Origin of the sequence: Bradyrhizobium sp. 76 (assembly GCF_023073025.1) — a bacterium.
Classification (GTDB): Bacteria; Pseudomonadota; Alphaproteobacteria; order Rhizobiales; family Xanthobacteraceae; genus Bradyrhizobium.
Genome location: NZ_JADPIS010000035.1, coordinates 161,908 through 187,492 on the forward strand (window position 1 = coordinate 161,908; position 25,585 = coordinate 187,492).

Consider the following 25,585-nt stretch of genomic DNA (forward strand, 5'->3'; position numbering starts at 1 on the left):
TCGCTACTCGCTTCTCAACCCGTATTCCTCAGCCCCGCCGAGATCCCGTTGATCGTGAGCTGAATCCCGCGCAGCACCTGCTCATCCGGGTTCTGCGCGCGATGCTCTTTCAGCAGCTCGACCTGCACATGGTTGAGCGGGTCGAGATAGGGGAAGCGGTGGCGCACCGAGCGTTCCAGCAGCGGGTTGCCCTGGAGCAGGCGGTCCTGGCCCATGATGTCCAAGAGCGTCTCGATGCAGGAGTGCCATTCGCGGCGGATGCGGCCGAAGATTTTTTCACGCAGAGCTTCGTCGGGCACGAGTTCGGCATAGCGCGAGGCGATCGCGATCGAGCTTTTCGCCAGCACCATGTCCATGTTCGACAGCAGCATGCGGAAGAACGGCCATTCCTTGTAGAGCTCTTTGAGGAACGGCATGCCCTTGTCGGGATGCTCCGCGATCCATTGCTCGACGGCGCTGCCAAAGCCGTACCAACCGGGCAGCATCAGGCGGCATTGCGCCCAGGAGAACACCCAGGGGATGGCGCGAAGGTCCTCGATCGCGCGAGTCTTCTTGCGCGAGGCCGGGCGGCTGCCGATGTTGAGCGTCGCGATCTCGTTGATGACGGTGGACGCCCAGAAATAATCGACAAAGCCGTCGGTCTCGTAGACGAGGCCGCGGTAGGCCTTGAAGGCGAGACTTGAAAGCTCGTCCATCGCGGTCAGATATTCGCGCCGCGGCGCGCTCTGGCGCGGATGCAACAGGCTCGCCTCCAGAGTCGCGGCGGCAAGTATCTCCAGATTGTTGCGGCCAACTTCGGCGTTGGAGTATTTCGACGAGATGATCTCGCCCTGCTCGGTGATGCGAATCTGGCCGTTCACCGCGCCGCCGGGCTGGGCGATGATGGCATCGTAGCTCGGGCCGCCGCCACGGCCGACCGAACCGCCGCGGCCATGGAACAGGCGCAGGCGCACGCCGTGGCGCTCGAACACGTCGACGAGGCCGATCTCGGCCTTGTAGAGCTCCCAGCCCGAGGTGACGAAGCCGCCGTCCTTGTTCGAGTCGGAATAGCCCAGCATGACCTCCTGCACGCTGCCGCGGCTGTCGACCAGCCGGCGGTAATCATGCAGCGACAGCATGCGGTCCATGATGGCGCTGGAAGCCTGCAGATCCTCGATGGTTTCGAACAGCGGCACGACGTTGATCGCGCTGCGCCCGGAGGGATGAACGAGGCCGACCTCCTTGAGCAGCACCGCGACCTCGAGCATGTCGGACATGCCCTTGCACATCGAGATGATGCATTGGGGAATGGCGTCCGAGCCGAACTTCGCATGCGCTTCCGCGGCCGCATGGAAGACGTTGAGCTCGCCCATGGTCTCGTCGCTGTACTTGACGAACGGCGACACCAGCGAACGCGTCGAGCGCAGCTCGTTGGTGAGCAGCGAGATGCGGGCGTCCTCGCCGAGCGCGAGATAGGACATACCGGGGTTGGCGGCGTCCATCAGCTCGGCAATGGTACGCTCGTGCACCGCCGAATTCTGCCGGATGTCCAGCCGCGCCAGATGGAATCCAAAGCAGTCCACCGCACGGCGCAGCAGCCGCAGCCGGCCGCGGGCGATGACGCCGGCGTTGTTGGAGATCAGCGAGCGGTGCAGCACGTCGAGATCGGCCTTGAACTCTCCGACGCTGTCATACGGCGCGCCTTTGCCGACCGGCCGGCGCGTGATCTCGACCTGAAGCATTTCGGCCGTGGCGGTCAGGCGCGCATAGATGCCGGAGACCGCGAGGCGATAGGGCTCGCCGCTCCGATGCGGCGAGGTATCGGGCGAGCGCTCCGCCAGCGTGCGCAGCTCCTCGGAGACGTCGGCGAGATGCGCTGCGATCGACAATTCCGAGCCGAGCACGTGCAACTCATTGAGATAGAACTGCATCACCCGGCTCGACTGCAGCCGCAGCGTGCCGCGCATCACGTCGGCGGTGACGAAGGGATTGCCGTCGCGGTCGCCGCCGATCCAGCTGCCCATGCGCAGGAACGAGGCGAGCTCGCCGGCCGCCTGCTCGCCGCCCTCCTCCAGCCGGTCCTCCAGCGTGTTGACCAGCCGCGGCACCTCGCGCAGAAACGTGTAATCGTAGAACGACAAGCCGTTGGCGACCTCGTCGAGCACGGTGAGCTTGGTCCGGCGCAGCAGATTGGTCTGCCACAGCGTCAGCACCTCGCGGCGGAGCTGCTCGTCGCTTGCGGCAGCCTCCTCCGCCGTCAGCGCGACGCGCTCGCGACGATCGAGCAGGGCGGCGACCTCCATCTCGCGGTCCATCGTGCTCTTGCGGCGCACCTCGGTCGGATGCGCGGTCAGCACCGGGCTGACCAGCGCGGTCTTGAAGAAGTCGCGCAGGGCATCGGCACTGATGCCCGCCGCCTTGGCGTGGGCCAGCGTCTCGGCCAGCACGCCGGAGCCGCCACCCTTGCCGGCGCGCATCTGGCGGATGTTGTTCTGGTCCTCGGCGATGTTGGCGAGGTGGGAGAAATAGCTGAAGGCGCGGACGATCCGCACCGTCTCCGAGGTCGACATGCTGTCGAGGATCTGCTCGAGCTCGCGGCGGGCGAGCCGGTCCTCGTCGCGGTGGAAGCGGATCGAGGTCTGCCGGATGCGCTCGACCAGATCGAACAATTCGGCGCCCTCCTGGTCGCGCACGGTGTCACCGAGGATGCGCCCGAGCAGGCGGATATCGTCCCGCAGCCGCGCATCTGCCTCCAGCGCCAGGACATCCTCGGGGCGGTTGGGGCGTTGGTCGGCGGTGTCGGACGATATGGTCTGGAGGGACATGGCTCGCTCCCCTTGTCGAGCTCGCTTGACTGCCCGGCTCAGCCGAGTGTGCAAGTTTTTTGCCGCAGCGCAAGATGAAGTTGGGGGCGGCGCGGCAACATCACCGATCATGGGTGGGAATGCGCCTTGGTGACGGGCGCAGACATACATTCGCGGTCTCGCGGCGGGGGGCGCCCGAGTTTGCTGTCCGTTTCGCCCTCGTCGAGAAAAAAGGGCGCAGGGAAGGCCGGGCGCCGGCTGGCACCCAGGGTCCGCACGCGAAAAACGCACGCGGGGGTGACCACAGGTGATGCCGGAACATCCGGCCTTCCCTGCGCAATGGTTTTACGGCTTATGGCGCGCTCTCCCCGGGGAGCGATGCACTATTGCCCCCGTCGCCTTGCGGATGATCGATGCGCGCACCCGGTCGGGCCGCACATAACCGCAAGCCTTGACGCACAGACCCCGGGCGTCAGGACCACACGCTTTTGCCGTCCGCGGACGTCCCTCCCCGGACATCCGGAAGCTTGCGCGTGCTCGCTCCCGAAGCCGAAAAGAAACGCTGTGACCGCGCCGGGTCGTTCGCGCAGATCGCGATGGCTCACAGGCGTAGCCCGCCCTGCCACCTCGTCACGCGCCGGCGCTGCCGCGTCCATCGCATCCCGGCTCACGTATCGTGACGATCGCGAAACGCCCTTTTAGCGGGCCGGGATGTCTTGCGGTTTACCCGAAGCCGTGAATTCGGTCAATCAGAATATTTTTCGGTGCCACTCCTTGACCTGCATGTAGTGTGTTTTGGCATCGAAAAACCGTGGGCGTATAGTCACCATGGGAGCCGAATGTTTCTTCAGCCGACCTCTGCAGGTTCGAATGCCAACCAGAGAGCTTCAACTTCGTGACTCTGTCGTGCAGCCGGGCGAAAGAGCCGTATCTCGATCGGGATTACGGACTTGGCATCGCCGGCCGCGACCAGCGAACCCGCCTTGATGTCGTCTTCGGCCAACGTTCGCGGAAGCCAGGCGACACCGTCTCCGGACCTGACCATCGATAGCAGCGTCGCGGCGAGATGCGACGTGAAGATCTTCTTCAGGTCTCTTTTCGCTAACTGACTTGCAACGATACGGCCCAGCCCTGACTGCGGGCTGTAGGCCAAGTAGGGGATGGTCTCGTCGCTCTGCAGCGACCACCGCGGCTTCCGGCCGGTGCCCGCTGCGCTGAGCGGAAGTAGCGTGTCGGTCCCTACGACAATGCTCTTGAATTGCCTGGTATCGAGCCGGCTGCCCATGCTGCGGTGGTAGTGGCACAACAAGAACGACACGTCGCCCCGGAGCATCATCCGCTCGCACGCCAGCATGCTGTCGGAAACCAGATTAAGATTGCCTAAGGCGAGGATCTTCTCGCTGCTCCGGACCCACTTCGGAAAGAACGTGAACGACAATACATGCGTCGCCGCGATCGACAGCGGTCCCACGCCCCGGCCGGCCACTTCGAGGGTCTCGCGGCGCAGTTGGTGAAGCGCTCTGGTCAGGATCTCTGCCTGGCCGTGGAAATGCTCGCCGGCGGGCGTGAGCGTCACGCTGTGCGTCGTGCGAACGAATAGCGGCGCCCCCACCCAGTCCTCCAATGCCCGGATACGCCGGCTGAAGGCCGGCTGGGTGACGTGACGGGCTTCGGCCGCCTTGGAGAAGCTCAAGGTCTCGGAGAGAGCCAGATAGTCCTCAAACCAGATCAGCTCCATCGGTAATGCCAAATCGGCATAACTATTCTCGGCAACAGCATTGGCCTTCTCCCCGCCTGAAGCCTACGGATCACTGCAGGCTATACAACACCGCAGCAGGACGGAAGTCGTTCCGGACATCGGAGCGGCCCTTTCCAAACAGCTACAGAGGCCGATCCACGGCCGGCACAGCGGGGCCATCAGGGGAGAAAACATTGAGAAAAGCGTCATCATTCGGACTTTTGAGCGAACTGTATGTGCAGGTCCTCCTTGCCATCCTGCTCGGCGGTTTGGTGGGCTATCTCTGGCCTCAGGTCGGGACGAGCCTTCAGCCGCTCGCCGACGGCTTCATCAAACTGATCAAGATGCTGCTGTCGCCGATCATCTTCGGTACGGTCGTCGTCGGCATAGCCAAGATGAGCGACATTAAGGAAGTCGGCCGGATCGGTGTCAAGTCGCTGATCTACTTCGAGGTCGTCTCGACACTGGCCTTGGTGATCGGCCTGGTCGTCGTCAACGTGATCAAGCCAGGCGTTGGCATGAACATCGACGCCAGCCACATCGATGCGGGATCGATCTCGGCCTACGTAAAGGCCGCTGACGGCAACCACGGTTTCGTGCAGTTCCTACTCGACATCATCCCGCCACGATCGTGGAGGCCTTCGCCAAGGGAATGATGCTGCAGGTCATCCTGGTTTCGGTGCTGATCGGCATCGCCATGGTTCAACTCGGCGATTACGGCAAGCCGCTGGTGAACGTGATCGACATCCTGCTGCACGCCCTGTTCCGGATCGTGGCCATGGTGATGCGCCTCGCCCCGCTAGGAGCCGGGGCGGGGGTCGCGTTCACGATCGGGAAGTACGGGATCGCGACGCTCTGGTCGCTCGGCTATCTGATGCTCGGTGTCTACGTCACCACCATTCTCTTCGTCGTCGTGGTGCTCGGCGGCATCGCGACGTGGGCCGGTTTTTCGCTGCCGCAGTTCTTCCGTTACTTCAAGGACGAGATCCTCATCGTCCTGGGCACCTGCTCGACCGAAGCGGTGATGCCGCAGATGCTGGTCAAACTCGAACGGCTCGGTTGCGACAAGACCGTCGTCGGCATGGTGCTGCCCACCGGCTACACGTTCAATGCCGACGGAACGTCGATCTACCTTTCCATGGCCGCCATCTTCGTAGCCCAGGCGACGAACACCGATCTTTCCTTCGGCGACCAGATTGTCCTGCTGGGCGTGCTTCTCCTGACGTCGAAGGGATCCGCTGGCGTCGCTGGCGCGGGATTCGTGACGCTCGCCGCGACCCTCTCTTCGATCCACACCGTTCCCGTAGCCGGGCTCGTTCTACTGCTCGGCGTCGATCGCTTCATGAACGAAGCCCGCGCCGTGACCAACCTGATCGGCAACGGGATCGCGACGATCGCGATCGCCAAGTGGGACGGCGCCTTTGACCAGAAGCAGGCAGCGGAGGCCATGCGCCTTCATGGCAAGGAGCCCATCACAGGCGAATACGAACTTCCCGAGACAACCCACTAACCCGAGTCAGCAACTTAAAACGGAGAATGCCGATGCGTATCGTAGATGTCGTCGAGGCGACCAAGCCAATCTCGTCACCGATCCGGAATGCCTACATCGATTTCTCGAAGATGACGTCCAGCCTCGTCGCCGTCGTAACCGACGTCGTCCGCGACGGGCGGCGAGTGATCGGCTACGGCTTCAATTCGAACGGTCGCTACGGTCAGGGCGGACTGATCCGGGAGCGCTTTCGCGACCGCATTCTCGAAGCCGAACCCGTCAGCCTGCTGAACGACGACGGTACCAATCTCGATCCGCATCGCATCTGGGCGAAGATGATGTCGAACGAGAAGCCCGGCGGTCACGGCGAGCGTTCCGTGGCCGTCGGAACGCTCGATATGGCAATCTGGGATGCGACCGCAAAAATCGCCGGCAAGCCACTTTTCCGCCTGCTGGCCGAAATGAAGGGCAAGGAGGCCAACCCCCGGGTCTTCGTCTACGCTGCCGGCGGCTACTACTATCCCGGCAAGGACAACTCCGCATTGCAGGCAGAAATGCGCGGCTATCTACACCGCGGCTACAACGTCGTGAAGATGAAGATCGGTGGCGCGTCGATCGACGAGGACCGCGGCCGCATCGAGGCCGTGCTCAAGGAAATCGGGTCGCAGGCCAAGCTCGCCGTCGATGCCAACGGCCGCTTCGATCTCGAGACCGGCATCGCCTATGCCAAAATGCTGCGCCAGTACCCGCTGTTCTGGTATGAGGAGATTGGCGATCCGCTCGACTACGCCCTCCAGGCCGCCGTCGCCGAATTCTATCCCGGTCCGATGGCCACGGGCGAGAACCTGTTTTCGCATCAAGACGCTCGCAACCTGCTCCGCTACGGCGGCATGCGCCCGGACCGCGACTGGCTGCAGTTCGACTGTGCCTTGTCATACGGTCTCGTCGAATATCTCCGGACCCTGGACGTCCTAGCCCAACACGGTTGGTCGCCGTCGCGCTGCATCCCGCACGGTGGTCACCAGATGTCGTTGAACATCGCCGCCGGTCTAGGGCTCGGCGGCAACGAGAGCTACCCGGACCTCTTCCAGCCCTACGGTGGATTCCCGGATTCGGTCCGGGTTCAGGACGGTCACATCGTCATGCCGGACATTCCGGGCATCGGCTTCGAGGGCAAGTCGGATCTCATCAAGGTCATGCGCGAACTGGCGGATTAGGCCGGCTGCAAAGAGTTGCTCCGGATTGGTTGCGGCGCCCTTACCGCCCATCGCGGTGACCCTGTTGCTGTAGAGTTTGTTCCTCGTCGTCTTCCCGTCAAATCATGCTCGCCATGCCGAGCGCGCGAAGGAGGTCGTTCTGAATCGGGGCGACGGCCTCGTTCAGCCGCTGGACACCGAAATCCATGCCTTCGGGCATCACGACCGTCCGCAGAGGCCGCCGTTCCGTGGCCTCGACCAGCTGCGCGATCGCATTCGCGACTCGCTGGGGCTGTGGTGGATGCTGCGGATCGTTTCCATCGTTGGAGTGCTGCTTGATCTGACCCGGGATCGCCGCAACACCGCCGTAGGTTTTCAGCACGGCTTGGTCGGAGGGTTCAGGGCTGGATGGAAGAAGGTTGCTCGGGAACGGGCCTGGCTCGACGATGACCGAATCCACGCCGAAGCTCGAAAGCTCATAGCGGTAGGCTTCCGCGAGGGCTTCGAGCGCGAACTTGCTGGCGGAATAGACACCGAAGAACGGGAAGACCACCCGACCCATGAGCGACGTGACATGGATGAGGACGCCGCTGCCGGCGGCCCGCATGTGCGGCAGAACGGCGCGATCGGTGCGAACGGCGCCGAAGAAGTTCACGGCGAACTGCGCTTCGATATCCTTGACCGTATAGGCTTCCGTGACGCCCACGGGCATCATTCCCGCGTTGTTGACCAAGGCATCGACCCTGCCGTGCTGCCGGATGACATCCGCTATCGCGGCGTTGACGGATTGCTCGTCGGCAACGTCCATCTCCAGGACCTGGAGCGCACGCCCTTCGGCCTTTTCGACAAGCTCGTCGCGAACACGGCTATTTCTTCCTGCGACGTCGCGCATGGCAGCAACCACCGTGTGACCCCGCCTTGCGAGTTCCGAGACGGTGAGTTTCCCAAAACCACTGCTCGAACCCGTCACAACCACAACTTTTCCGCTCATCTCACGATCTTTCTCTTAAATCCAAGGCACGACGAGCTATAGACAGACCTGTATGTCTTTGCAATCCTTAAATTGACAGAATAGTCTGTCCAGTGACGCAAACGGCTCGGTTAAGGGCGATCGATGGGCACGCTGCTTGATTTCGTGGACGTGGATATTCAACCGCTCGATGCGCTCGCCCCGCGCGAGCGCATTTTGAAGACGGCGTCAGATCTGTTTTACCGGTTCAGCATCAACTCTGTCGGAATCGACCGGATCATCGCCGAAAGCGGCGTGGCCAAGATGACGTTCTACAAGCACTTTCCCTCGAAGGCCGACCTCATCGCCACCTACCTGCGCTACAAGAGCGCCGTCTGGTTTCAGATGCTTTCGACCTCCACCGAGCGAGCCGGTCTCACGCCAGTGGAACGCGTTCTCGCTGTTTTCGACGCACTCGAACAACCGCTCCTTGCGCCCTCATTCCGCGGCTGTCCGTTCGCGAAAGGAATGGCCGAATTCGGCCCGGAGGCAAACTCCCCGGGCGTAGAGGCGACCATCGCAGCGTATTTTACAAAGTTGCACGGCTTCGTTGCGTCACTCATTGAGCCCTTGGCATTGAGCAAACCCGAAAGGGCCGTGATCCAGATCCTGTCGCTGTTCGAAGGCTCGCTCGTGATCGCACAGTCAACGCGTGATCCCGCCATCGTCCAGGCTAACCGCGAGGCAGCCAGAGTGTTGCTGGAAAACGGGATCGCCTCGTCGTTCTGATCCGTAGCCCTTGCGAAACCCATCATGCTTCGTCATCGGCGGACGGTTTGATGGGTTTCGCTGGCGCTCTACTCATCCTACGCGCTCAAGCTAAGCGCCGTCTGAATGCGCTTGGTACAGCCAAAATTTGCAATCTTGGTACTGGTTTCATGACCAGGCGCGACGCATCTAGCTGCTAGTACCGCGACCGAAGCGAACCCGATCGGCAGTCTCAATACGAGTCGGTCAATGCAGACAGCGCAGATCGCGGACACTTTCACACCGCCCGGCAGTTTGTAGATAGCCTTTGTGCTTACGCTGCCAGCAACAGTTGCATCAAGAGACAATGACCGAGGAGGTAATTCCATGAAGGCGATCGTTGTAACGGAACGGGCCGCGGGAACGGCCGGGATGAAGCTGGTGGACCGGCCCGAGCCGCAGGCATCGATAAACGACGTCATTGTTCGGGTTCATGCGTCGGGATTTGTTCCGACCGAGTTGACGTGGCCCTCGACCTGGACAGATCGCCTCGAGCGTGACCGAACGCCGTCGATCCCTGGGCATGAGTTGGCTGGAGTGGTTACCGCTCTCGGATATGGCACTACGGGGTTGTCGGTAGGACAGCGGGTGTTTGGCCTGGCGGACTGGTATCGCGACGGCACGCTTGCCGAGTATGTGGCGATCGAGGCACGCAATCTCGCGCCGCTCCCGGGCGACGTCGACTTCACGGTGGGCGCAAGCCTGCCGGTCTCGGGCCTAACCGCGTGGCAAGGGCTGTTCCAGCATGGCCGTCTCCAGGCGGGGCAGAGCGTCCTCGCACACGGCGCGGCCGGCGCAGTCGGGTCGATGGTGACGCAACTCGCACGAGAGGCCGGCGCCTACGTCATCGGCTCTGGACGCGCCGCCGACCGTCAGACAGTGCTCGACTTCGGCGCGAAGGAGTTCGTCGACCTCGACAACGATGCCCTGGAAGACATCGGCAAAGTCGACCTGGTGTTCGATGTCATCGGCGGTGACATCCAGAAGCGGTCCGCAGGATTGATTGGAGTCGGAGGAACACTGGTCGCCATCGTCGGGCCCGCAGAGGCGCGACCCTCCGACGGCCTGGCGGTCGACTTTGTCGTCGAGGCCGATCGTGCCCAACTGAGTGAGATCGTCCAGCGGGTGCGGGACGGACGATTGCGGACAAACATCGGCAACATCTCGATCTTCGACGATGCGGTCACCGCCTTAAACCCGACCAGGCGACGCAAGGGGAATACGATCATTCGCGTTCGTCCCTGAGGGAGCATGCCCATTGATGCACGCAGCGTGCAGGATGGGCTGAGCCCTTGCGAAACCCATCATGTTTCGTCATTGGCGGACAGTTTGATGGGTTTCGCTCACGCTCTAGCCCATCCTACGAGCTTAGTTGGTCCTCAAGCTCCCGGATGTGCTTCGCGGTCCGCATTAAACGTGATCACCACTCCGATCTCGGGACAATAGTGACGCTTACCAGTGGTGATGGTGCCGCCAGCCATAGTGATGGCCTCGGCCTCTGCCCCAGCCGTAATGATGACCACGGCCGCCGCGATGACCCCAGCCGTGGCCACCGCCATGTCCGTGGCCGCCCTTGACCTCGATGGTGTCAGTCTGAGACGCGCCCAGTGCGTCCGGCTTGGCAACGGGCATCGCCGAAGCAGAGGGTGAGGGTATTAGAGCAACTGACCCCGCCACAAAGCCGATCAAACAAAGCCACTTCATGCAATCGCCTCCCGATAAGAATGAACCAAGGGCCAGCCGCGGCACATTGCGGCCGCGTTCGCGCCCGCTCGTCAACAATGAAGGCGGGAAAAAGTTGCAATGAAATGTGACGCCCTGCGGTTTGGCTGGCGCTCTACCCATCCCACGATTCGAGCAAGCGCCTCGTCCTTCGAGACGACCGCTTCGCGGTCTCCTCAGGATGAGGCTGAGCTGCGTCGGGATTTGTTGCAGGTGCAGCCACGTGTTCCGCCCTCATCCTGAGGGCCCGCCAACGGCGGGCGTCTCGACGGATGTGCCGCGGGGACGCTTACGACTCCCCTAGGCCGGCACGATCACCTTGCCGATCGGCCAGAGCGCGATGCCCGCGAGCTTGAGGTGGGCCCAAGCGAAGGGAATGCCGATGATGGTGATCGCGAGGGCCAGGGCGGTGAGGAGGTGGCCGAGCGCCAGCCACCAGCCGGCCAGCACGAACCAGATGATGTTGCCGATCACCCCGAGCGGCCCGGTGCCGATATCTTCGACACCGGTGACCTCATAGCGGTTGATCGCCCGCGAGCCGAACGGCATCAGCGTGTAGACCGCAATGTTGAACGCGGCCCGCGCCCAGGGCAGGCCGACGATGGTGATCGCCATGATGACCGCGGCGACCAGCCAGCCGAGCGCCATCCAGGCGCCGCCGATGAGAATCCAGAGCAGGTTGAGCAGGATGGAAACGGGAGCCATGGGATGATCCGCGAGACGATGATCCCGCCTATATAGGCTCGGAATCCGTCCCTGCCAGGATGGTATCGACGCACGCAAAGCGTAGATCGACCGCTAGATCTTCCGCCCCGCCTGCTCCCAATAGGGATCGCGCAGGCGGCGCTTGAAGATCTTGCCGGAATCTTCGCGCGGCAGCCCGGTGCGGATCTCGATGTGTTTTGGCACCTTGTAGTCGGCGAGCGACGCCTTCAGCCGCGCGCGGATATCGCCGGCGTCGAGCGCGATGCCCGGCTGGGGCTCGACCACGGCCATCAACGCCTCGCCGAACTCGGCATCGGGGATGCCGAACACCGCGCAATCATGCACGCCGGGCACGGCGTGCAGCACAGACTCGATCTCGGCCGGGTAAATGTTGACGCCGCCCGAGATCACCATGTCGCGCTTGCGGTCGCAGATGAAGACGTAGCCCTCTTCGTCGATATAGCCGACGTCACCCGAGGTGATGAAGCCGTCGCGATCGATCTCGGCGCGCTTCTCCGGCTTGTTGTGGTAGGTGAAATCGGCCATCCCGGCCATGCGCGAATAGATCTCGCCGATCTCGCCTACGCCCAGCACGCGTCCGTCATCGCCGATGAAGCGCAGCTCGGCGCCGGGCGATATTTTGCCGACGGTGCCGGGCTTCCTCAGCGCGTCCTCGGAGGTCGCGAAGGTGACGGCGCTGGATTCGGTCGAGCCGTAGAATTCATAGATCACCGGCCCCCACCATTCGATCATGGCGCGCTTGACGTCCGCCGGACAGGGTGCTGCGGCATGGATGATATGGCGGAGCGAGGAGACGTCGTATTTCTTTCGCACCTCCTCCTGCAGCTTCATCAGCCGGATGAACATGGTCGGCACCATGAAGATGGTGTCGATTTTGTAGCGCTCGATCAGCCCGAGAAATTCCTCGGGCTCGAACCGCGGCATCAGCACCAGTGCGCCGCCGAGCTTGCCGGCGCGAATGCCGAACGAGTTCGGCGCGGAGTGATAGAGCGGACCCGGCAGGATCGTGCGGGCGCCGGGCTTCAGCCCATAGATCATCGCGCGCATGCGCTCGCCGGCAGCCGCCTGCTCCGGCGTCGGCGCATTGCGCCGTACGCCCTTTGGGTGGCCGGTCGTGCCCGAAGTGTAGATCATGTTCATGGGCTGCGGCACGATCGGGCCGCCGTAGGGCTGGTGCTGCGCGAGCCAGGATTCGAAATCGATCGCGAAATCCGGCGTCTTCAGATGATCGGGATCGATCTTGTAGTTGGACAGGATCTCCGGCGGCGTCGGCACGCTGAGCACGGTGACGCCTTTCGGGATCGCGTCGCGCAGAGCATGCAGCATGTCGGCATGGCCAATCAGCACGGATGTGCCGGTGTCGTTCAGGATGTAATTGATCTCCTCCGGCTTGAAGTGCCAGTTGATCGGTACGCCATAGGCGCCCAGCCGCATCGCTGCATAGGCAGCTTCGATGAAGGCGATATCGTTACGCATCAGCATGCAGACGCAATCGCCCTGCCCGACGCCGATCTGGCTGAGGCCGGCGGCGATGCGGTCGGCACGATCAGCGACCTCGGCATGGGAGCGGCTGCGCCCGCCGGAGACGATGCCGAGGAAATTTGAGGTTTCGCTCATTGTTGTTTTTCTTTGTTGTTGACGTTGCCCCCTCATGGTGAGGAGGCGCGAAGCGCCGTCTCGAACCATGAGAGCCCGTGGCCCATCGCTCGAGACGCCGCTTCGCGGCTCCTCGGGATGAGGTCTGCGCTAATCCGCAAACTTGGGCGCGCGCTTCTCCAGATTGGCACGCACCGCTTCGGTCTGGTTGGCGCTGCCGATCAACTTCTGCTGCTCGACGGACTCGGCGAGTAGCGCGGGGCCCGGATCGACCGAGAGATTGTTGAGCATGCGTTTCGCGGCGCGGATCGCATCGGGGCTTTTTCCCGCGATCTCGCGCGCGACGTCGAGGGCGCTCGCGCGCGGGTCGTCGCAGATGCGCGTGGCGAGACCGTAAGCCATCGCCTCCTGCGCGGAGAAGATGCGGCCGGTGTAGGTGAGATCGCGCAAGATGTCATCGCGCACGAGCGAGGCCAGGATCGGCGTGCCCGCCATGTCGGGCACCAAGCCCCATTTTATTTCCATCACCGACATCCGCGCATCCGGGGTGAGGAAGCGCATGTCGGCGCCGAGCGCGAGCTGGAAGCCGCCGCCGAAGGCGACGCCCTGGATTGCCGCGATCACGGGGACCGGAAGCTGGCGCCAGCCCCACACCGCCTGTTGCGCGAAATTCGCCTGGCCGTGCGTGCGCTTGGTGAGGTCGCGATTTTCGCCACCCGGAATTCCGTTGCCGCCCTTTTCCTTCATGGCGGCAAAACGCCCCATGTCGAGACCGGCGCAGAAGGCCCGCCCCTCGCCGGACAGCACGACGGCGCGCACACCTTTTTCCTTCGAAAGCCGATCGGTTGCAGCGACAAGGGCCTCGAACATGGCCTGATCCAGCGCATTCATCTTGTCCGCGCGCACCAGGCGCACGTCGGCGACGCCTTCCGAGATCGAGATCGAGACGCGCTCTTCCATGGATGATTCTCCCCTGGTTCCCGGCTGTTCCTGTTCGGTGCCGCTTTACAGGACGACGGCGGCCGGATTTAGTCAATTGATCAATTAACCGAAAATCGCGACAGGGGAAACTGCCATGTTCAAGGAAAATCTTCTGGCGGGACGGCGCATCCTCGTGACCGGCGGCGGCACCGGGCTCGGCAAGTCGATGGCGGCGCGCTTTCTCCAGCTCGGCGCCGAAGTGCACATCTGCGGCCGGCGCAAGATCGTCTGCGACGAGACCGCGACCGAGCTGATGGCCGAGTATGGCGGCCGCGTCACGAGCCACGGCATCGATATCCGCAACGCGCTCGCGGTCGAGGAGATGATCGAAACCATCTTTCGCGACGGACCCCTCACCGACCTCATCAACAACGCCGCCGGGAATTTCATCTCGCGCAGCGAGGAGCTGTCGCCGCGCGGCTTCGACGCGGTCGCCAACATCGTCATGCACGGCACGTTCTACGTGACGCATGCGGTCGGCAAGCGCTGGATCGCGTTGAAGCAGCCCGGCAACGTCGTCTCGATCACCACGACCTGGGTGCGCAACGGCTCGCCTTACGTGGTGCCGTCGGCGATGAGCAAGTCGGCGATCCATGCGATGACGATGTCGCTCGCCACCGAATGGGGCCGCTACGGCATCCGGCTGAACACGATCGCGCCGGGCGAGATCCCGACCGAGGGCATGAGCAAGCGCATCAAGCCGGGCGACGAAGCCGGCGCGCGCACCAAGGCGATGAACCCGATGGGCCGCGTCGGCACCATGGAGGAATTGCAGAACGTCGCCGTATTCCTGATCTCCGGCGGCTGCGACTGGATCTCCGGCGAGACCATCGCCATGGACGGCGCGCAGGCGCTCGCGATGGGCGGCAATTTCTACCAGCTCCGCGACTGGAGCGACGACGACTGGAAAACCGCGCGCGAGAGCATCATGGCGCAGAACGAGAAGGATCGTGCGAAGCGGGGGTAATTGCTGTCGTCCCGGCGAAGGCCGGGACCCATACACACCAAATCTTGTTTGGCGAAGATCGGTCATGACCAGTCTTCGCCAAATTGCGTTTGATGGTTATGGGTCCCGGCCTTCGCCGGGACGACAATGTTGAAGCCATGGCGTACCTTCCCCGTCTTGTCTTCCCCTGCGGATGACGCCACACTCCGCGACATAAGAACAAGACGATATGGGAGAAACATGACCACACAGCCATTGGCCAATCTCGCCGACATGGTGCGCGAGCGCGCGACGAGCCGCGGCAACGCGATCGCCTTCGAGTTCGAGGGGCGCGCCACCAGCTTTGCCGAATTCGACGTCAAGACGAATAAAGTGGCCAATGCGCTGATCGCGATGGGCGTGAGACGCGGCGAGCGCATCGCCTATCTCGGCAAGAACAGCGACATCTATTTCGAGCTGCTGATGGGCGCCATGAAGGCCGGCGTGGTGATGGCGCCGGTGAACTGGCGGCTCGCGGGCCCGGAGGTCGCCTTCATCGTTGGCGACTGCAAGGCGCCGGTGCTGTTCGTGGGACCTGAGTTCATCACCCAGGTCCGCCAGATCAAGGATCAGTTGCCGGGCGTGCGCAGCGTCGTCACCACCGAAGGCGGCGCGCCGGAATGGCCTGATTATACAGCCTGGCGCGATGCACAGAGTGGCGATGATCCCAAGGTGGGGATCGACACGAAGGACATCGCGATCCAGCTCTATACGTCGGGCACGACGGGCAAGCCGAAGGGCGCGATGCTGTCGCATGCGAACTTCCTCAATCTCGTGCAAACCGGCAATGCCGAGGACAAACCCGAGTGGAATCGGTGGTCGACCGACGACGTGTCGCTGGTCGCGATGCCGATCTTCCATATCGGCGGTTCCGGCTGGGGCGTGATGGGGCTCTATCACGGCGCCCGCGGCGTGATCGCGCGTGAGTTCGATCCGACAAAAGTGCTGGATTTTTTCGAACAGTCCGGCATCACCAAGCTGTTCATGGTGCCCGCGGCGATGCAGTTCGTGGTGCGGCAGCCGCGCGCGAAAACGGTCGATTTCTCGCGGTTGAAATACATGCTCTATGGCGCCTCGCCGATCCCGGCGGCGCTACTGAAGGAATGCATCGAGATCTTCAAATGCGGCTTCGTGCAGATGTACGGCATGACCGAGACCACCGGCACCATCGTCGCGCTGCCGCCGGAGGATCATATCGAGGGGCTGGAGCGGATGCGCTCGGCGGGCAAGGCGCTGCCGGGCGTCGAGATCGCGATCCTTGATGTGGACGGCAAGCCGCTGCCGCCGCGCGAGGTCGGCGAGATCGCGACACGCTCGGGCTCCAACATGGCAGGCTACTGGAACCTGCCGGAAGCGACCGTCGCGACGCTGCGCGGCGACGGCTGGCTGCGCACGGGTGATGCCGGCTACATGGACGAAGACGGCTATCTCTATATCCACGACCGCATCAAGGACATGATCATCTCCGGCGGCGAGAACATCTACCCGGCCGAGGTCGAGAGCGCGCTATGCGATCATCCCGACGTCGCGGAAGCTGCCGTGATCGGCATACCCGACGAGAAATGGGGCGAGGCGGTGAAGGCCGTGGTGGTGATGAAGCCCGGCAAGCAGGCGACCGCCATTGACATCATCAACTTCACCCGCGAGCGCATCGCCGGGTTCAAGACGCCGAAGAGCGTGGAGTTCTTGCCGGCATTGCCGCGGAATCCGTCGGGCAAGATCTTGCGGCGGCAGTTGAGGGAGCCGTACTGGGCGGGGAAGAACCGGCGGGTCAATTAGGCTCGCTTTGAGAAGCGATCGTGCAATCGGGAGTTCCGCCCAAGGCGGCATCTCTGGATTGCTTCGCTTCGCTCGCAATGACGGTGTGGAGGCAGATGCGCGCCTCTCTCCTCCGTCATTGCGAGGAGCCCTTGCGACGAAGCAATCCAGACTGTCTCTCTGGAAAGACTTTGGATCGCTCCGCTCGCGACAATCCTCTAATGCTTCCCGGGCCCCATATAACCGAACAAAAATCCCGCCACTTTGCGGATCTGGATCTCCTCGCTGCCCTCGGTGATCCGGTAGCGGCGGTGATGGCGGTAGATGTGCTCGAACGGCTTGTGGCGTGAATAGCCCATGCCGCCGTGGACCTGCATGGCGCGGTCGGCGGATTCGCAACAGAGGCGGTTTGCCCAATAGTTGCACATGGAGACGCGGTCGGAGAGCGTGCGCTCGATCTGCTCCTCGGTGAGCTTGTCCATTTCCCAGGCGGTCTTGCGGATCAACAGGCGCAGCATCTCGGCCTGGGTCGCAAGCTCGACCAGCGGGAACTGGATCGCCTGGTTCTCGGCCAGCGCCTTGCCGAACGGTTTTCGCTCGCGCGCATACTTCACGCTCTCGTTGATGCAATAAACAGCCGCGCCGAGCGAACTCGCCGCCTGCCGGATGCGGTTCTGGTGGACGAAGCACTGTGCCAGCGACAGGCCGCGGCCGACCTCACCGAACAGCGCGTCCTCCGGTACGAACACGTCGGTGAAGCTGACGCGGGGATGATCGGTCGGCATGTTGAAGGTCCACATGTACTCTTCGATCTTCACGCCGTGGCTCTTGGCCGGAACCAAGAAGCAGGTGATGCCGCGCGCATCGCCGTCATTGCCCGAGGTCCGCGCGAACAGCGCGCAATGGGTGGCGACGTGCATGCCGGTGGTCCACATCTTCTCGCCGTTGATGATCCAGCCCTTGACGTTGTCGCGGGTCGCCGGCACCGCGCGCGTTTCCATGTGGGTGGCGTCGGAGCCATGATTTGGCTCGGTCAGGCCGAAGGTGATGCGGTACTTGCCCTTGATGGAGCCATCGATCATCGCCTTCTGGTCGTCGCGCCCATAGCGATCCAGCATGGTCGCGACAGGGAAATTGCCAACGATGGAGTGCTCGTTCTGGAGATCGTTGTGCAGACCGAGCCCCTTGGCTGCAAAGTGCTCGCGGATGACGGCCATCCAGAGGTTGGAGCCATCCTTGCCGCCATATTGCTTCGGCACCGGAAAGCGCAGATGGCCGGCGGCGTCCGCGAGATCCTTGGCCTTGCGCAGCAGCGCTTCCCATTCGTGCCGCGGCAGGCCGCCATTCTCGAAATCGGTGCGCGCCCATTCGCGGCGATGGTCGAAGAAGCGGATGTTGTCGTCGGCTTCCTCCAGCGGCTTGATCTCGCGTTCGATGAAACGGTCGAGCTCCGCGAGATAGGCGACGAGATCGGCAGGCAATGAGAAATCCACGGCTCTCTCCCGGGTGTCTTTTCGTTTTGTGTTAAGGCGCTGGGCGCAGCTTTACTTCGCACGATTAAGGTGAGAAGAGCGCCGCCAAGTCAAGCAATGCGAGGCGTGTGAGAGGCGCAAGGCGCGCCCGCGCAATTCGATGGTGTTGAAACGCGCCTGCGCGCTAGTATGGCCGCAATATTCCTTCACGAGAAAATGCGGAGCGACCATGGAGCTGAAGTTCTCAAAGGTGGAACGCAAGGGGCCGATCACGATCGTCACACTGTCGCGGCCCGAGGTCTACAACGCGCTGCACACCGACGCGCATTTCGAGCTGCAAAAGGTATTTGACGATTTCTCCGCCGATCCCGAGCAGTGGATCGCGGTCGTCACCGGTAGCGGCGACAAGGCGTTCTGCGCCGGCAACGATCTGAAGTGGCAGGCGGCCGGCGGCAAGCGCGGCTGGGACAAGGGTGGCTTTGCCGGCCTCACCGCGCGCTTCGACTGCGACAAGCCGATCATTGCCGCGGTCAACGGCGTCGCCATGGGCGGCGGTTTCGAGATCGCGTTGGCCTGCGACCTCATCATTGCCTCGGAGAACGCGACCTTCGCCCTGCCCGAGCCGCGCGTTGGGCTGGCCGCGCTTGCCGGAGGCCTGCACCGGCTGCCGCGCCAGATCGGGTTGAAGCGCGCCATGGGCATGATCCTCACCGCGCGCCATGTCAGCGCCAAGGAGGGCCACGAGCTCGGCTTCGTCAACGAGGTGGTGCCGCAGGGCGAGGCGCTCACGGCCGCGCTGCGCTGGGCCGAGATGATCACCAAGAATTCGCCGATGTCGATCCGCGCATCGAAGCAGGCGATCCAGAAGGGCCTCGGCGGGTCGCTGGAGCAGGCGATCGAGGAGCAGCGGGAATATCCGGCGGTGAAGGCGATGGTGGCCTCGCAGGACTACATCGAGGGCCCGAAGGCGTTTGCGGAGAAGCGACCTCCGAAATGGGTGGGGAAGTAGGGCGGTCTCTCTCCGCCCGTCACGACTCCCAACACCACCGGTGTCATGCCCCGGCTTGACCGGGGCATCCAGTACGCCGCGGCTTCTCAGCCCAATCACTGCCGTCTCTGGAATACTGGATCGCCCGCCTTCGCGGGCGATGACCGCGGAGAATTAGGCGCCGCTTACCCGTCTCGCCCCAACTCGCGCTTGTACGATGCATAACTCGGCTGGTCGACGGCAAGTTTGTCCATCGTCGTCTGCCACAGATGCTCGGCGAGGCCCGGCGTTGCCAGATCGACCTCGCCTTTGGCGATGCGCTCGGCGAGCGCGCGGTTCAGGTCCGTGACCGAGCCGTCCATGCCAAGCAACCCGCGCAGCCGCGCCACCTCCGCAGCATCGCTCCCCTCTTCCCGCGTCAACTGCCGTGTCACGAGATCGAGGATGTTGATGGCGACGCGCAGCTTGAAGGCCTGGTGGCCGGAGATCAGCGGCCTGATGTCGTTGCGGAGGAAATCGGCGACTGACTTGGTCAGCTCGATCGGGGTCGGCTCGTCCTGCATGGTCAACTCCCCCGCGGCGCGAGCAGCCGCAACAGATCGATCTCGGTCTCGGAAGCGCGACGGCCGATCATGGCGCGTTCCATCGAATGGTCCGGACTTTCGCGAAAGCGCTGCATCATGCCGCCGCACATGATGCCCCAGCGCAGCGTGCCCATCACTTCCCAGAATTTGACACGCGATGGATCGACCTTCCGCCCAGCCGCCTCATAGCCGGCGAACAGCTCCTCACGCGAGCCAAAGCCGCCGACCGGCTTGTCGATCTCGCCAAAGCGCCAGGAGTTGACGCAGACCCAGCCGAGATCCTCCATGGGATCGCCGAGATGGGCGAGCTCCCAGTCCAGCACCGCACGCACGCCGCCGGCACCGATGATGAGATTGCCGTTGCGGAAATCGCCATGCACCAGCGTCGTCTCGCCGGCGGGACCCGGGTCCTGGTCGCGCAGCCAGCGCAGCGCCAATTCGAACACCGGCTTTGGCCAGTCCAGGCTGCGATAATCGCGTTCGAACTCGCCGATCTCCTGGGTCGCGGACCGGCTGCGCAGCTTGGGCAATTTGTCGCCTGATAGCCTGTGCAGCTTCGCGAGCACGCCGCCGATCTGCCGTGCGAGAAGCGGCCGCGCCGCGGCGAACTCGTCGTCGCGCAGGATCTTGCGCGCGATGGTTTCTCCCTCGACGCGCTGCATGATGAAGCCGGTGCCGAGATCGTCGTCCGGCACCAGCACATGCATCACGCGCGGCGACGGCACGCCGGCCTCATAGGCGAGCTGCATCAGTTGCGCTTCGGCGGCAAGACCCGCCGCGCGCGTCGGCGCCGCGCCATAGCCTTTCGGCGAGCGGCGCAAGATCGCACCGATCGGCCCGTCGGGATGCACGATGTCGAAGCGCCAGGTCTCCTGGCTGGCGCCGCCGGACAGCTTGGCCGCGCCCGTCACGCCGGTCGCCCCCTTGCACCAGCGCGCAACGCTGCGGGAGAGCTCGGGCTCGATCATTTGCCCTTGAACTGCGCAGGACGCTTCTCCAGGAACGCGACGACGCCTTCGCGGAAATCATCCGTGTCGCCGGCGCGGAGCTGGCATTGGAATTCGAGATTGAGCTGATCCTCGAAGGAATTTTCCGGGCTGTCCCAATAGAGCTTGCGGATCAGCGACAGCGCGACCGTCGGGCCGCTGGCGAGGTCGCGCGCGAGCTTCATCGCCTCCTCCATCAGCACGCCGTCATCATAGACGCGGTTGACGAGGCCCCATTCCAGCGCCTTCTCGGCGGGAAGCCGCTCGCCCATCAGCGACAATTCGATCGAGCGGGCCTTGCCGATCAGCCGCGGCAAGAGCCAGGTCGAGCCGCAATCCGGCACGAGGCCGATACGGCGGAAGGCTTGCAGGAAATAGGACGAGCGCGCGCATAAAATCATGTCGCCGAGCAGCGCGAAGCTCATGCCGGCGCCGGCCGCCGGGCCGTTGACCGCAGTCACGATCGGGCAATGCAGATTGCGGATGCGGCGCAGGAAGGGATGAAAGCCGGTCTCGAGCGTCAGGCCGGCCTTGGTCTTCTTCGACTGGTTATTGCGGCCCTGCAGATTGGCGCCGGTGCAGAACGCCCGTCCCGCGCCGGTGAGCACGACGCAGCGCACCTCGTCCTTCTTTTCCTCGATCGCGTCGAGCGCTTCCGCGAGACCGCCCAGCATGTCGACGGAGACCGCGTTCATCACCTCCTGATGGTCGAGCTTGAGGATCGCGACCGAACCATCGAGATCGAGCGTGACGTGTTTGAACTGCATGGTTTCCTCGTGAGTTGCGGCCTGCACCAGTTTCGCAGACCGGAATTGCTTTTGCCGGGGCGCATATTTGATTTTTGGCGCGGTCTTGTCCATGGTGATCGGAGCATAGCAAGCAATCTTGCGCGCAGCGGCTGATGCGCGCCAAGCAAAAACAGGAAACGCGCCATGAACCTTTTCGACCTTTCAGGACGGGTCGCCGTGATCACCGGCGGCAATGGCGGGATCGGACTCGGCATCGCGCAGGCGCTCGCCGGCCAGGGCTGCAACGTCTCGATCTGGGGCCGCAATCCTGACAAGAACAGCAGCGCTGCCGCGAGCCTGGCGGGCTTGCCCGGCAAGGTCGACGCGCGGGTCTGCGACGTCACCGACCCGGCCTCGGTCAATGCCGCGATGAAGGCCACGCTGGACACATTCGGCCGCGTCGACGGCTGCTTCGCCAATGCCGGCATCGGCGGCGGCGGCCGGCGCTCCTTCATCGAACGCACCGAAGAGGAATGGCGCACAATGTTTGCGACCAATCTCGACGGCGTGTTCCACGCGTTCCAGACGGCCGCGAAACACATGACCCAGCGCGCCGAGGCGGGCGATCCCTTCGGCCGGCTGGTGGCGACCTCGAGCCTCGCCTCGATCTTCGGCACCGCCCGCAACGAGCACTACGCGGCGACCAAGGCCGCGATCAACGCGCTGGTCCGCGCGCTCGGCGTCGAGCTGGCGCGCCACGGCGTCACCGCGAATGCGATCCTGCCCGGCTGGATCAAGAGCGACATGACGTCGGGCCTGATGGCTAACGAAAAATTCGTGGCCAACGTGATGCCGCGAATTCCGGTGCGGCGCTTCGGCGAGGCCAGCGATTTCGGCGGCATCGCGGTGTATCTGATGAGCAAGGCGTCGTCGTACCACACGGCGGATACGTTCGTGATCGACGGCGGTTATACGGCGTTTTGATTTTCATAATGAGGGGAACGAGCACATGTTTTCACACGTCATGATCGGCACCAACGACCTCGACAAGGCCAAGGGCTTTTACGACAATTTGCTGTCCACGCTCGAGGTGCGGCCGGCGCGCGTCGACGGCCATCGCATCTTCTACATCACCAAGACCGGCGTGTTCTCGGTCACAAAGCCGATCAACGGCGAAGCGGCGACGCCTGCGAATGGCGGCACCATCGGCTTTGCCGCCAACTCGCCGGAGCAGGTCAATGCATGGCATACGGCCGGCATCGCTGCCGGCGGCATTCCCTGCGAAGATCCTCCCGGCATCCGCCAAGGCCCCGGCGTCAATCTCTATATCGCGTATTTGCGCGACCTGGATGGCAACAAAATCTGCGCGATGCATCGGATGGCGAACTGAGCCAGCCGCAAGCACCACTGTCATGCCCCGGCTTGACCGGGGCATCCAGTACGCCGCGGCTTCTTCATGAATCACCGACGTCACGGAGTACTGGATCGTACGATCAAGTCGGGCGATGACAGCGAGAATGCAGCCCCATTCAAACAACATTTCAAACGCCCGCGATATTCCATCGCATGGCAGGGCTCGCGTTGAAAAAATGCGCGCTCGCACTTTGGCGACGCTGCGACTATTCTCGCGTCCAACACGATCTCAGCGCCCCCGGGAGGAACAATGACAAAACACACCTATATTCCCCGCACCACCAACTACACCCTCAATCCCGGCGACGAGCTCAACGACCTCAGGATGTCGGACCAGGTCCGGCCGCTCTATGATCACGTCAGGAAGTTCATCCGCGACACCGTCGAGCCGATGTCGATCGAGTTCGCCAAGGCCGGCGAAGGCAAGCAAGACCGCTGGAGCTTCACGCCGAAGCAGCTCGAGGTGCTGGAGAAGGCCAAGAACAAGGCCAAGCAGGAAGGCCTCTGGAACTTCTTCCTGCCCGACGACGAGACCGGCCAGGGCCTGAAGAATCTCGACTACGCCTATATCGCCTCCGAGCTCGGCAAGAGCCCGCTGGCCTCGGAGAGCATGAACTGCTCGGCGCCTGATACCGGCAACATGGAGGTGCTAGAGCGCGTCGGCACCAAGGAGCAGAAGGAGAAGTGGCTGAAGCCGCTCATGAACGGCGAGATCCGCTCGGCCTATGTCATGACCGAGCCGAACGTCGCCTCCTCCGATGCCAAGAACATCTCGACGAGTGCAAAGCTCGTCGGCGACGAATGGGTCATCAACGGCGAGAAGTATTACATCTCCGGCGTCGGCGATCCCCGTTGCAAGATCCTCATCGTGATGGTGAAGACCAATCCGGATGCGGCGCCGAGCAAGCAGCAGTCGCAGATCCTGGTGCCGCGCGACACGCCCGGCGTCGAGGTGCTCGGCCCCATGTACGTGTTCGGCCAGGACCACGCGCCGCGCGGCCACATGCATATGCGCTTCAACAATGTGCGCGTGCCCAAGGAGAACATTCTGCTCGGCGAAGGCCGCGGCTTCGAGATCTCGCAGCTTCGGCTGGGCCCGGGCCGCATCCATCACTGCATGCGCACCATCGGCAAGGCGGAGAAGGCGCTCGATTTGATGGTGCAGCGTGGCCTCACCCGCGAAGCCTTCGGCAAGAAGATCGCCCATCTCGGCGGCAATATGCAGATCATCGCGCAGGCGCGCTGCGAGATCGAGGCGATGCGGCTGATGGTGCTGAAGGCCGCCAAGGCCATGGACGTGCTCGGCAACAAGGAGGCTCGCGTCTGGGTCTCCATGGTCAAGGCCATGGTGCCGGAGCGAGCTTGCAAGATCATCGATCAGTCGATCCAGATGCACGGCGCCACCGGCATCTCGCACTGGACCCCGCTCGCCGAAATGTACCAGGATGTCCGCCATCTGCGCTTCGCGGACGGTCCGGACGAGGTGCACTGGATGGTGGTGGGACGCCACGAGCTGAGCATGGCGTAAGGCCCAGCCTCTCCCTCTCCTCGTTCTCACGGGGAGAGGGCGCTAACCGCCCTACGACGCGGCGACCTCGCCGATCTTGTCCTGCGTCTTGGTCTCGAAATCGCCGGCATCATGCCGCTCGTGGAGCTGGCTGGCGGGATCGCCGGAGACGCGGTTGACCATGCGGCCGCGCTTGACGGCCGGGCGCTTGGCGATCTGGTCGGTCCAGCGCTGCACGTGCTTGTAGTCCTGCACCGAGAGGAATTCGCCGGCGCCATAGACCAGCCCCTTGGCGAGCGCGCCGTACCAGGGCCATACCGCCATGTCGGCGATGGTGTATTCGCTGCCGGCGAGATATTCGTTGTCGGCGAGCCGGCGGTCGAGCACGTCGAGCTGGCGCTTGGTCTCCATTGCGAAACGGTCGATGGCATATTCGATCTTGGTCGGCGCGTAGGCGTAGAAATGGCCGAAGCCACCGCCGAGATAGGGCGCGCTGCCCATCTGCCAGAACAGCCACGACATCGCCTCGGTGCGGCTCTTGATGTCCTTCGGCAGGAACGCGCCGAACTTTTCCGCGAGGTAGAAGAGGATGGAGCCGGACTCGAACACCCGGATCGGCTCCGGGCCGGAGCGGTCCATCAGCGCCGGGATCTTGGAATTCGGATTGATGTCGACAAAACCGCTGCCGAACTGGTCGCCGTTGCCGATCTTGATGAGCCAGGCGTCGTATTCCGCGCCCTTGTGGCCGAGCGCCAGAAGCTCCTCCAGCATGACCGTGACCTTCACCCCGTTCGGCGTCGCCAGCGAATAGAGCTGGAAGGGATGCTTGCCGACCGGCAGCTCCTTGTCATGGGTGGGACCGGCGATGGGACGGTTGATACTGGCGAACTGTCCGCCGTTCTCCTTGTTCCAGGTCCAGACCTTGGGCGGCACGTAGGCGGGGGCGTCGGTCATGAGAAGGCTCCGGCGAAAAAGATGCGTCTGCATTAATTAGCCCACGGACGGCCGATGGCAAGCCCTGCCGGCCCTGCGTCCGGCGCGGGCCTCGAGGCCGCGTCATGCATCCGACGTTGCCGAGGACGGCCATCACGAGAATCCGCATCTGTCGAGCCGGGCGTACGGCTTCGCGCAATACGGCGTGTGCACGCAAGATGCGCTGCCGAATCCGGATTGGCAT

Annotated in this window: 21 protein-coding genes and 1 pseudogene; 10 read left to right on the plus strand and 12 right to left on the minus strand. The window is 63.4% G+C overall.

Annotated elements, in window-relative coordinates; all coding sequences use genetic code 11:
• Nucleotides 1–14: 14 nt before the first annotated feature.
• Both ppc and IVB48_RS08580 read right to left on the minus strand, forming a co-directional pair.
• Nucleotides 15–2,804, minus strand: a complete 2,790-nt coding sequence (gene ppc / locus IVB48_RS08575; RefSeq protein WP_247399378.1) for a phosphoenolpyruvate carboxylase — start codon at nt 2,802–2,804, stop codon at nt 15–17.
• Nucleotides 2,805–3,630: 826 nt separating this feature from the next.
• Nucleotides 3,631–4,521, minus strand: a complete 891-nt coding sequence (locus IVB48_RS08580; RefSeq protein WP_247399381.1) for a LysR family transcriptional regulator — start codon at nt 4,519–4,521, stop codon at nt 3,631–3,633.
• A 5-nt stretch (nt 4,522–4,526) separates the two neighbouring features.
• Here IVB48_RS08580 and IVB48_RS08585 point away from each other — a divergent pair.
• Nucleotides 4,527–6,031, plus strand: a pseudogene (locus IVB48_RS08585) (dicarboxylate/amino acid:cation symporter).
• A 32-nt stretch (nt 6,032–6,063) separates the two neighbouring features.
• Nucleotides 6,064–7,227: a mandelate racemase/muconate lactonizing enzyme family protein gene (locus IVB48_RS08590; protein ID WP_276576828.1), complete on the plus strand. Its 1,164-nt coding sequence runs from the start codon at nt 6,064–6,066 to the stop codon at nt 7,225–7,227.
• A 97-nt stretch (nt 7,228–7,324) separates the two neighbouring features.
• On the opposite strand, the gene IVB48_RS08595 is transcribed toward IVB48_RS08590, so the two are convergent.
• Nucleotides 7,325–8,197 carry an SDR family oxidoreductase gene (locus tag IVB48_RS08595; protein WP_247399387.1) on the minus strand — a complete coding sequence of 291 codons (873 nt, stop codon included), beginning with the start codon at nt 8,195–8,197 and terminating at the stop codon, nt 7,325–7,327.
• 123 nt (nt 8,198–8,320) lie between these two features.
• On the opposite strand from IVB48_RS08595, the gene IVB48_RS08600 reads away from it, so the two are divergent.
• Nucleotides 8,321–8,944, plus strand: coding sequence for a TetR/AcrR family transcriptional regulator (locus tag IVB48_RS08600; protein WP_247288642.1), 624 nt, complete (start codon nt 8,321–8,323; stop codon nt 8,942–8,944).
• A gap of 345 nt (nt 8,945–9,289) precedes the next feature.
• Entirely contained in the window at nt 9,290–10,207 is a 918-nt protein-coding gene (locus tag IVB48_RS08605; protein ID WP_247399391.1) for an NADP-dependent oxidoreductase, read from the plus strand.
• Between the two features lie 134 nt (nt 10,208–10,341).
• On the opposite strand, the gene IVB48_RS08610 is transcribed toward IVB48_RS08605, so the two are convergent.
• The 4 genes from IVB48_RS08610 to IVB48_RS08625 form a co-directional block, all read right to left on the minus strand.
• Nucleotides 10,342–10,521 carry a hypothetical protein gene (locus IVB48_RS08610; protein ID WP_027568964.1) on the minus strand — a complete coding sequence of 60 codons (180 nt, stop codon included), beginning with the start codon at nt 10,519–10,521 and terminating at the stop codon, nt 10,342–10,344.
• 463 nt (nt 10,522–10,984) lie between these two features.
• Nucleotides 10,985–11,389, minus strand: coding sequence for a YccF domain-containing protein (locus IVB48_RS08615; protein ID WP_247399395.1), 405 nt, complete (start codon nt 11,387–11,389; stop codon nt 10,985–10,987).
• A 93-nt stretch (nt 11,390–11,482) separates the two neighbouring features.
• The gene (locus IVB48_RS08620) at nt 11,483–13,027 is read right to left on the minus strand and encodes an acyl-CoA synthetase (protein WP_247399398.1); all 1,545 of its coding nucleotides are present in this window, start codon (nt 13,025–13,027) and stop codon (nt 11,483–11,485) included.
• A 129-nt stretch (nt 13,028–13,156) separates the two neighbouring features.
• Entirely contained in the window at nt 13,157–13,966 is an 810-nt protein-coding gene (locus IVB48_RS08625; RefSeq protein WP_247399401.1) for a crotonase/enoyl-CoA hydratase family protein, read from the minus strand.
• 115 nt (nt 13,967–14,081) lie between these two features.
• Here IVB48_RS08625 and IVB48_RS08630 point away from each other — a divergent pair, with 115 nt between their 5' ends.
• Both IVB48_RS08630 and IVB48_RS08635 read left to right on the plus strand, forming a co-directional pair.
• Nucleotides 14,082–14,954, plus strand: a complete 873-nt coding sequence (locus IVB48_RS08630; RefSeq protein ID WP_247399404.1) for an SDR family oxidoreductase — start codon at nt 14,082–14,084, stop codon at nt 14,952–14,954.
• Between the two features lie 219 nt (nt 14,955–15,173).
• Nucleotides 15,174–16,751, plus strand: coding sequence for a fatty acid--CoA ligase (locus IVB48_RS08635; protein WP_247399407.1), 1,578 nt, complete (start codon nt 15,174–15,176; stop codon nt 16,749–16,751).
• A gap of 197 nt (nt 16,752–16,948) precedes the next feature.
• Here the strand turns inward: IVB48_RS08635 and IVB48_RS08640 are convergent, their stop codons facing one another.
• Nucleotides 16,949–18,223, minus strand: a complete 1,275-nt coding sequence (locus IVB48_RS08640) for an acyl-CoA dehydrogenase family protein (protein WP_247288630.1) — start codon at nt 18,221–18,223, stop codon at nt 16,949–16,951.
• A gap of 208 nt (nt 18,224–18,431) precedes the next feature.
• Between IVB48_RS08640 and IVB48_RS08645 the strand changes: the two genes are divergently transcribed.
• The gene (locus IVB48_RS08645; RefSeq protein WP_247399410.1) at nt 18,432–19,211 is read left to right on the plus strand and encodes an enoyl-CoA hydratase-related protein; all 780 of its coding nucleotides are present in this window, start codon (nt 18,432–18,434) and stop codon (nt 19,209–19,211) included.
• Nucleotides 19,212–19,375: 164 nt separating this feature from the next.
• Here IVB48_RS08645 and IVB48_RS08650 read toward each other — a convergent pair whose 3' ends face one another.
• The 3 genes from IVB48_RS08650 to IVB48_RS08660 are packed head-to-tail and all read right to left on the minus strand — an operon-like array spanning nt 19,376 to nt 21,527.
• Nucleotides 19,376–19,753: a DUF6285 domain-containing protein gene (locus tag IVB48_RS08650; protein ID WP_247399413.1), complete on the minus strand. Its 378-nt coding sequence runs from the start codon at nt 19,751–19,753 to the stop codon at nt 19,376–19,378.
• A gap of 2 nt (nt 19,754–19,755) precedes the next feature.
• Complete coding sequence (locus IVB48_RS08655; protein ID WP_247399415.1) at nt 19,756–20,742, minus strand: phosphotransferase family protein; 987 nt, start codon at nt 20,740–20,742, stop codon at nt 19,756–19,758.
• Complete coding sequence (locus tag IVB48_RS08660; RefSeq protein WP_247399418.1) at nt 20,739–21,527, minus strand: enoyl-CoA hydratase/isomerase; 789 nt, start codon at nt 21,525–21,527, stop codon at nt 20,739–20,741. The genes IVB48_RS08655 and IVB48_RS08660 overlap by 4 nt, the downstream gene beginning before the upstream one ends.
• Before the next feature lie 165 nt (nt 21,528–21,692).
• Here IVB48_RS08660 and IVB48_RS08665 point away from each other — a divergent pair, with 165 nt between their 5' ends.
• The 3 genes from IVB48_RS08665 to IVB48_RS08675 all read left to right on the plus strand — a co-directional run bounded on the left by IVB48_RS08665 (nt 21,693) and on the right by IVB48_RS08675 (nt 24,429).
• Nucleotides 21,693–22,472 (plus strand): SDR family oxidoreductase, encoded by a 780-nt coding sequence (locus IVB48_RS08665; RefSeq protein ID WP_027568953.1) that lies wholly within the window; start codon nt 21,693–21,695, stop codon nt 22,470–22,472.
• Between the two features lie 25 nt (nt 22,473–22,497).
• Nucleotides 22,498–22,878, plus strand: coding sequence for a VOC family protein (locus tag IVB48_RS08670; protein WP_247399420.1), 381 nt, complete (start codon nt 22,498–22,500; stop codon nt 22,876–22,878).
• Nucleotides 22,879–23,151: 273 nt separating this feature from the next.
• Nucleotides 23,152–24,429 carry an acyl-CoA dehydrogenase family protein gene (locus IVB48_RS08675; protein ID WP_027568951.1) on the plus strand — a complete coding sequence of 426 codons (1,278 nt, stop codon included), beginning with the start codon at nt 23,152–23,154 and terminating at the stop codon, nt 24,427–24,429.
• A gap of 51 nt (nt 24,430–24,480) precedes the next feature.
• Here IVB48_RS08675 and yghU read toward each other — a convergent pair whose 3' ends face one another.
• A complete protein-coding gene (gene yghU / locus IVB48_RS08680) occupies nt 24,481–25,362 on the minus strand; it encodes a glutathione-dependent disulfide-bond oxidoreductase (protein ID WP_247399423.1) in 882 nt (293 codons plus the stop codon).
• Between the last annotated feature and the right edge of the window lie 223 nt (nt 25,363–25,585).

Coding starts and splice junctions, on each gene's coding strand:
- ppc (WP_247399378.1), bottom strand. CDS start 2,804: ATGTCCCTCCAGACCATATCGTCCGACACCGCCGACCAACGCCCCAAC.
- IVB48_RS08580 (WP_247399381.1), bottom strand. CDS start 4,521: ATGGAGCTGATCTGGTTTGAGGACTATCTGGCTCTCTCCGAGACCTTG.
- IVB48_RS08590 (WP_276576828.1), top strand. CDS start 6,064: ATGCGTATCGTAGATGTCGTCGAGGCGACCAAGCCAATCTCGTCACCG.
- IVB48_RS08595 (WP_247399387.1), bottom strand. CDS start 8,197: ATGAGCGGAAAAGTTGTGGTTGTGACGGGTTCGAGCAGTGGTTTTGGG.
- IVB48_RS08600 (WP_247288642.1), top strand. CDS start 8,321: ATGGGCACGCTGCTTGATTTCGTGGACGTGGATATTCAACCGCTCGAT.
- IVB48_RS08605 (WP_247399391.1), top strand. CDS start 9,290: ATGAAGGCGATCGTTGTAACGGAACGGGCCGCGGGAACGGCCGGGATG.
- IVB48_RS08610 (WP_027568964.1), bottom strand. CDS start 10,521: ATGGCGGTGGCCACGGCTGGGGTCATCGCGGCGGCCGTGGTCATCATT.
- IVB48_RS08615 (WP_247399395.1), bottom strand. CDS start 11,389: ATGGCTCCCGTTTCCATCCTGCTCAACCTGCTCTGGATTCTCATCGGC.
- IVB48_RS08620 (WP_247399398.1), bottom strand. CDS start 13,027: ATGAGCGAAACCTCAAATTTCCTCGGCATCGTCTCCGGCGGGCGCAGC.
- IVB48_RS08625 (WP_247399401.1), bottom strand. CDS start 13,966: ATGGAAGAGCGCGTCTCGATCTCGATCTCGGAAGGCGTCGCCGACGTG.
- IVB48_RS08630 (WP_247399404.1), top strand. CDS start 14,082: ATGTTCAAGGAAAATCTTCTGGCGGGACGGCGCATCCTCGTGACCGGC.
- IVB48_RS08635 (WP_247399407.1), top strand. CDS start 15,174: ATGACCACACAGCCATTGGCCAATCTCGCCGACATGGTGCGCGAGCGC.
- IVB48_RS08645 (WP_247399410.1), top strand. CDS start 18,432: ATGGAGCTGAAGTTCTCAAAGGTGGAACGCAAGGGGCCGATCACGATC.
- IVB48_RS08650 (WP_247399413.1), bottom strand. CDS start 19,753: ATGCAGGACGAGCCGACCCCGATCGAGCTGACCAAGTCAGTCGCCGAT.
- IVB48_RS08655 (WP_247399415.1), bottom strand. CDS start 20,742: ATGATCGAGCCCGAGCTCTCCCGCAGCGTTGCGCGCTGGTGCAAGGGG.
- IVB48_RS08660 (WP_247399418.1), bottom strand. CDS start 21,527: ATGCAGTTCAAACACGTCACGCTCGATCTCGATGGTTCGGTCGCGATC.
- IVB48_RS08665 (WP_027568953.1), top strand. CDS start 21,693: ATGAACCTTTTCGACCTTTCAGGACGGGTCGCCGTGATCACCGGCGGC.
- IVB48_RS08670 (WP_247399420.1), top strand. CDS start 22,498: ATGTTTTCACACGTCATGATCGGCACCAACGACCTCGACAAGGCCAAG.
- IVB48_RS08675 (WP_027568951.1), top strand. CDS start 23,152: ATGACAAAACACACCTATATTCCCCGCACCACCAACTACACCCTCAAT.
- yghU (WP_247399423.1), bottom strand. CDS start 25,362: ATGACCGACGCCCCCGCCTACGTGCCGCCCAAGGTCTGGACCTGGAAC.